Source organism: Pseudomonas sp. P5_A12 (genome assembly GCF_056400685.1).
Genome location: NZ_JBFUKU010000286.1, coordinates 1 through 6,726, shown reverse-complemented (window position 1 = coordinate 6,726; position 6,726 = coordinate 1). Strand labels below are relative to the sequence as shown.

4 protein-coding genes and 2 pseudogenes are annotated in these 6,726 nt (G+C 52.7%); 5 read left to right on the top strand and 1 reads right to left on the bottom strand.

The features are described 5' to 3' along the window. The 5 genes and pseudogenes from AC1DSG_RS25550 to AC1DSG_RS25530 all read left to right on the top strand — a co-directional run. A pseudogene (locus AC1DSG_RS25550) lies at positions 1-395 on the top strand (cupin); the annotation flags it as partial. Between the two features lie 4 nt (positions 396-399). Then, positions 400-3,780: an ATP-binding cassette domain-containing protein gene (locus tag AC1DSG_RS25545; protein WP_477793371.1), complete on the top strand. Its 3,381-nt coding sequence runs from the start codon at positions 400-402 to the stop codon at positions 3,778-3,780. 47 nt (positions 3,781-3,827) lie between these two features. After that, positions 3,828-4,763, top strand: a complete 936-nt coding sequence (locus AC1DSG_RS25540; protein WP_477793370.1) for a hypothetical protein — start codon at positions 3,828-3,830, stop codon at positions 4,761-4,763. A gap of 13 nt (positions 4,764-4,776) precedes the next feature. Continuing rightward, on the top strand, positions 4,777-5,664 hold the full coding sequence (locus AC1DSG_RS25535; RefSeq protein WP_477793369.1) for a phytanoyl-CoA dioxygenase family protein: 888 nt from the start codon (positions 4,777-4,779) through the stop codon (positions 5,662-5,664). A gap of 50 nt (positions 5,665-5,714) precedes the next feature. Further along, entirely contained in the window at positions 5,715-6,563 is an 849-nt protein-coding gene (locus AC1DSG_RS25530; protein ID WP_477793368.1) for an aminotransferase class IV, read from the top strand. Positions 6,564-6,635: 72 nt separating this feature from the next. Here the strand turns inward: AC1DSG_RS25530 and AC1DSG_RS25525 are convergent. Further along, positions 6,636-6,726 (bottom strand): annotated as a pseudogene (locus tag AC1DSG_RS25525) (DUF6124 family protein); the annotation flags it as partial.

Below are 6,726 nucleotides of genomic sequence, written 5' to 3'. Positions count from 1 at the left end.
ATGCCACTCACTCGCCCATAGGGGACGCGGCATTCCTGTCAACCATGGAATGGTTCAGGCATCAAATGCTCTACAAGAACGACATGGTCAAGACATTGCTGACGCACATCGTGCTGGAAGGCAGCGGCGAGATTTTCCATAGCGAGGCGGCCCGCGTGTTTACCAGCATGCCGCACTTCCAAGAGCACGGTGAAGATGATGGCAGCCACGTCAGTATGGGCATAGAACTGCTGAATCAGGCATCACCCAAGGAAATCGAAGAGCTGCGTGAAACCCTGAGCGAAGGCTGGAACATGATCACTCTGCTTTGCGACCGGTTTGCCGACATTGCCTGCGCTGACTACTCGCATCGTGCAATGGATACAACACCTCCAACCAAGCCGGCATACAACTGACCCCATGAAGATTGCAGAAGTCCTGAACACAATTTTATGGTTTCAGATCCCTGAACCTGGACGCCATCGAGGCGCACGTTCCGTTCACGCGTCCCGCTGGCAGCGCTGGCGTGGCGCTGCGATACAGGATGCAGGGAAAGAAAACGGGAAGGACAGGCTTCACCTCAGGATTTTTGCAGCCCTCAGACAAGATATCGTGTTGGCGTTTGTAGCCATCGGTGTACATACCGCGGCGGCATTTGGCGCCGCCATTACCCTCAAATCGTTACTGGCGCAGCTCATACAAGACGACTCGGTGGTCATGTCGAACATCGCACTCGGGGCCACCTGCATGGCGCTGACCTACTGCGCCTGGCTGGCGCTCAACCACTCGTTTTTTTTGGCTGAACTGGTGGGTGTCGGCGGTCGCTCTTATGTGGAACAACGCCTTCTGCTCAAAAAGAACAGTTCGCTGGGTGGCTCGTCTCCACTCAGCCTCACCACGCTGTTTGACCGCGAAGCGGCACGTGTCGAATCTTCATGGTCGGGACTTATAACAATCTCGCTGGCACTCGCCACGGTCATCTTTACCTCAACATTCTTCTTCTTTGCCCTAGGCGTCAGTGCCTTGGCCGCGTTGGCGGTCATTGTCGTCAGTTCACTGGTCGTGTTCTGGGTGGCTCAACGACTGAGCATGACCTATGCACAACTATCACTGAACGCCACGCAACGCATTGAGATAGGAGTGTTCGCTACAAAAAACCGACGCCAGGCCTGGCTTAAGAACTGGAATGCCAAACTGATAAGCGACTACGCCGACAAACGAAACCCCGAAGCAGCGTCGCTGAAAAAAGCGGCCCGCCTGGTGGCGGCGATCAGTTTGATCTCGACGATGACGCCCATTGCGGCGCTGCTCAGTGCGGCACTGTTGCAGCTAGTCTATCTGGGTCACGTCGATGCACCTGGAGTGTTGGCGGCCATGGCATTGATTGGCGGCTTGAGATCCGTCGCCAATAACATTCCGGATATTGTGCAAAGCATCTCTCAAGGATTTGTCGGGCACAAAAACATCGAGTATTTCCTTCGTGCCAATCACGCTGATTCGTCCCACCTTGAACCGGTACAGCTACCGACCACCCAAGCTAAACATATTGCGATTATCGGGACCGCGAGCAGCGGCAAGACCTCGGTGCTACGAAACCGAGCGCAATGTCTTGACGACACTGACGGCCGAGCAATCTTCATTCCAGACGAGCCGTGGATGTTTGCAGGCGGGCTTCGCGAGAACCTGAGTCTTTACCGCAGAGACTTTTCAGACGACGAGGCCTGCCGCGCCTTCGCTCTGTCTCGCTTACCCGAGCACTTTTACGTTGATTACCTGAATGAGCTCACCCATGGCGCAGAGGGCAACTGGGACGTTTCCAGAGGCCAGGGAAAGCGTCTTGAGTTGGCCAGAGCCTTGGTCGCACAGCCGCAGTGGATCTTCATTGACCAACCCACTTCGGGTCTGGACGAAAGCCTCGCGGCGGGCCTGCTTGTTTCACTTCTGCAAGGTCCATGGCGCGATACCAACGTCATTTTTGTCACGGACAAACAGGAAGAGAAAGCGGCCGCGCAAGAAGTCTGGACAGTGGCGGGCGGCAACATTGCGCACGTGCAAACCAATCAACTTGCAGCGCATTCACACCCTGTTGGCACCCGCTCCGAGAACCTCACCCCGGTTGTTCCGGCAGACGAAGCAGAGCCTCTCTCTGTACCCGAGCGGTCAAAAACTGCAACGACACGCTCAAGGTCAATCACAAGAAGCCTGCTGGATTTCGGCCTGTGGAAAATCTCGTTGATAGCCTTCGCGCTATTCGCCCTTAAAGAAGTGTTTACCATTGCGGGCGATTACATTATTGCCAGCGGTTATCTCACGACACACTTGCAGCTGTCCTTGATCGGGCTGGTCAGTGTTTTAGTGGTGAGTGCGGTCCTGTCGATTTTCGGGGCGCTGATTACCGTCAGGAAAAGTATTGATGCAGCCTCAACCCAATGCATTCATTACTTCGCTAATTTGATGAATCCAGGCCTGGACCACACCCTGGCTCAAGAGGTTAATCGTGACAGTCAGAACAAGCTGACCTGGGATCAGCGTCGCGTCGATGAGGTTCTGCCGGTGTTGTTGCTGGAAACGGTTGGCGCCGTAACCTTGCTGTTGATAACAATCGGCTACGTCATGCTGAACAACCTCTATGTATTGCTGCCGTTCGTTGTTATCGGGCTTTGCTACTGGTATGGCGCAAGAAACTCCGGCGAGTTACTCCGGCGATTCAATACCAGGGAAATCGACGCCACATCCACCTTGTTTGCACGTGTTCAGGTACTGAATTGGTCAGGTGGTCGATTTGATAATGCACACGACAATTCGATGATTCTGGATTGGTTGTCACCCAGCGTGACTACTCGGGCATTCGCCTCGCTGGACAATGYAGCAACGCGTCGCTGGTATAGCTACAAGCTGGATTTGATCGGCGTTTTTTTCCTGTCATGCATCGTTGCGTCAACGATTTACTTCCATGCAACGGGCACGGTCAGCATGGTGAACGTTTTGGCGATCAGTCTCTCCTACAGCCTGATTGCGATTTTTGCACGACTCGGCAGATGTCTCGTTGAACTCCGGCAAGTCCTGGACAGTGCTGATCGCCTGGTGGTTGCCAGCTTTCAGCCTCGACCTTCGCCGGTGCAGACAAAGGTCGGTTCGAATGCCCCGCTGGTGTCCTTTTCCGATGTCACGTTCATTAACCCGAACAGCGGCTCAACGGTGCTCGAACACTTCGACCAATCGTTCCATGAGAATGAAGTCGTTGTGATCATGGGTGCCAGTGGCGTCGGAAAATCCACGTTTGCCAACCTGGTAGTGGGCAGTTTGTTCCCAAGCCAAGGGCAGATATCCACGCTAGGCGGCACCGATGGGTACCTAGCACGCCAGCATGCGGAAGAAGTCCAGCTACTGACCTCCAACCCCGTGTTTAAACCGGGTTCGCTGGCGCAGCACTTTAACAACCCGTCACTGGAAGAACTCAATCAAGGCGCGGCCTATCTCGGGCTCTCGGATATTGTCGAGCAATTGCAGGATGGCTTTAACCAACACGTCCCCTGGAATGGTGAAGTAAACCTGAGCAAGTCAGAACTACAACGACTGGCATTGCTTGATCTGACCCTCAATACCCCGGCGATCGTCATCCTCGATGAAGCGACTTCAGAGTTGAACAGAGCGGATGAGGTTCAGTTGATTCAAAAGCTCATTTCTGCTCTGCCCAATACGTTGTTTTTCATCATTACTCACAATCCCGAGCTTTCCGCACTCGGCAACAGAAACTTCAATTTCAATCACGAAAAACGGCTGGTTGAAAAAACGGCATAAAAAGCCCCGAATAAATCCTTACGAGTGGCTATACAAGGATCGTAAACATGGAATTGCACGCGCAACGAGATGCGTTTTGTATCAGCTATGGTGTCTCCCGCCCACAACTACCCTTGTGTGGAATAGCCCATTGGGAAGCAACACTCAAAGGAACGGTGGTTCAGCATAGCGCCCTGCATGAGGAACAGGCTTATGTAGCCCCGGGCTTTTTTTATCTACCCGTTTCCGAACGCCCCGATCCGCACTATCTGAACACGCTTGCACAAGAGGCACACACAGCCGACTGGCTGTTAGTGCCCTCCATGGAGAAGTCGACAGATTCGATACGGCAGCAATACGAACTAGAAATCATCCCTGTGCCCTTCATGCAAGTCGCCTACCTCCAGGTTGAGGGAACCCTGGATGAGTGCTTGCTCACTTCGATGGGTAGGAAACACTACAAAGAAATGATGCGCCTGACGCGCCGGGCCGAGGACCTCTGTCATACGCAGGTATACCGTCTTGGTGAATTGTCCGAGAACAGCGAGGTGTTGGTGGCGTTCTCACTTCTTCAATCCTTCAATGTGGATAAATACCAGCACGTCAAAAACCTCTATTCGCTCGAGGCAATGCAGGCACTGGCACGGTCGACGGAAGGTTCAAAGTACTACATCAAAATGAACTACGACAAAACGACCCATGCACCGGTCTATGGCTCGCTCAGTTACGCCGATGAACAACGCGGGGTTTTCTCGCAACTGGTTCAGGGTCAAGATCGAAGCCAGGTTCCGGCGGGGCTGAACCTGTACGTCAGCGATTATTACCAACTGTACAAAGTGGCAGAATCACTGGGTTTCAAGAACAACTGCCTAGGGCGGGGAGCAATCGATATAAAGATACGGATGGGCGCCAACCGGGTGGTGGACCYGGAGAGCTGGCTGATTCCGGTCCGAACGAACAACCCGCATCAAATGCATGAGTTTTCAAGTACGAGAGACAGCTAACAAGGAGTTTAAAATGTCTTTTTTCGATATCAACAAACAGCTTTACAGTGTTCATAGGATAGAGAACGGCATCTCTATCATGGATTACCCAACGTCGGACTTCGACTTGGCAGGGACACTTCAAAAGACCTTGGCCAGTCGCTACAACCTCAAAACCGACTTTGCACTGAACAAAATACATGAATGCCTGAGCCAGGAACAAATCAGCAATCATCTGGAAGACTCCGGCCATTGGCATGACCCTCTGCAAACACTCGGGGCGCCGATGATCGAGGCGTATTACAAGTTTGTTCATTGGCTCAGCGACCATCTGGATTTTGATTTCGTATTCGAACACAACCCATTGGTCCGCTATCACATCCCCGCCAAACTGGATGATCGATACAGGTTGCCGGATGGCGAACTTTTCACCCATCACTCGGACACGCTGCTGGGCGATTATTTTCAACAGATCAACATGTGGCTGCCATTTTGTGACGTGAAAAATACCGGCGCGCTCAGCGTTTGCTCCAGAACTGCCAGCATCAACACTCTTAAAGCCTTTGCGCAAGAGCAGGGTTATACCTATGACGAATACAAAGAAAGTCGGGTCGCCTTTTTTGACTATGCAAAGCAACGTCCCCAACTGATGGCCGATCTGCGCACCGACGCCATGCCGACCAACCTTCGTTACGGTCAATGCTTGATGTTTGACCCCCGGATTCTGCACGGGACCGCAGAGAACATGGAAAACATGACGCGAGTCAGTATGGACTTCAGGATCGTCCCCGTGGACGACTACGAATCCATCATCAAGGAACTCGAACGTCAAGGTGGACGCCCMAATAGCTATGAAGGTGAAGGGTTGATCAAGGGCGAGTTCTACAACGCACTGACCGCGCGAGAAATCATAAAAAATTAACGTCTCACTTCGCTGTAAACATCATAAGAACATCAATCAGGAAATAGATTATGACCACGGCTCTCGCTTGGCTGGACGGCGTATACCTCCATCTTGATCAGATTAACTTGTCACCCGTCACACACTCGCTGTCCTATGCCTCCTCAGTCTACGAAGGCATGCGCAGTTATGGCGGCAAGGTTTTCAAGTGCGAGGAGCACTTACAACGGTTACAACAGTCAGCCCGCTTGTTCAAACATGCCCTGCATTACACCAACGCAACGCTGACTGAGGCGTGCAATGAACTACTCAAGCGCAACGAGCTGCAAGACGCGTACATTAAAATCATCGTGTTTTATGACGAAGCCGACGTCAGTTTCATGGGGCGAGGTTGCCGCAGCAAAGTGGCGATATTCGTCCAGCCATTTGCTCCGAAGGCAGCGACCACACCTTACAGGCTCACGACCGCCAGTTGGAGACGCGCGCCCGCCGATTGCCATCCGTATCAAGCCAAAACCTCGTCCACCTATGCGATCAGTTTTTTGAGCTTCCATGATAAAGATGAGGCATTTGACGACGTGCTGTTTCTCTCGACCAACGATACGGTCTGCGAGTCCAGTGGTTCCAATATCTTTTTTGTGAAGGGCAGCCAACTCATTACACCGACGACCGAAATGGCACTGGCGGGTATCACTCGCCGCGTCATCATCGATGAGCTGTGCCCGGTGATGGATCTGCAAGTGATACAGAGGGACATTTCGAGTTCGGAATTGGGCCATTTTGATGGTGCCTTCTTATGTGGCACAGCAATGGAAATCACTGAAGTCAGCTGCATTGACGGTTTGCATTATGAAAGGAACCAGTGGGTCGAGTTGTTGGCAAACCAATACAGAAAGAGCGTGATACACACACTGCCCTAATCTTCGGGGGAGGCTCCCCCGAAGGTTTAGCGGGTTTTAGCGCCGCAGAACAGAGGAACGAACGGTACCCGCCTACGCTTGCGGATCGACGTTATCCAACGCCCGATTCACCGCCAATTCCGCCAGCATGATGATCTGCTGAATCGCCAACACTGTATTGCGC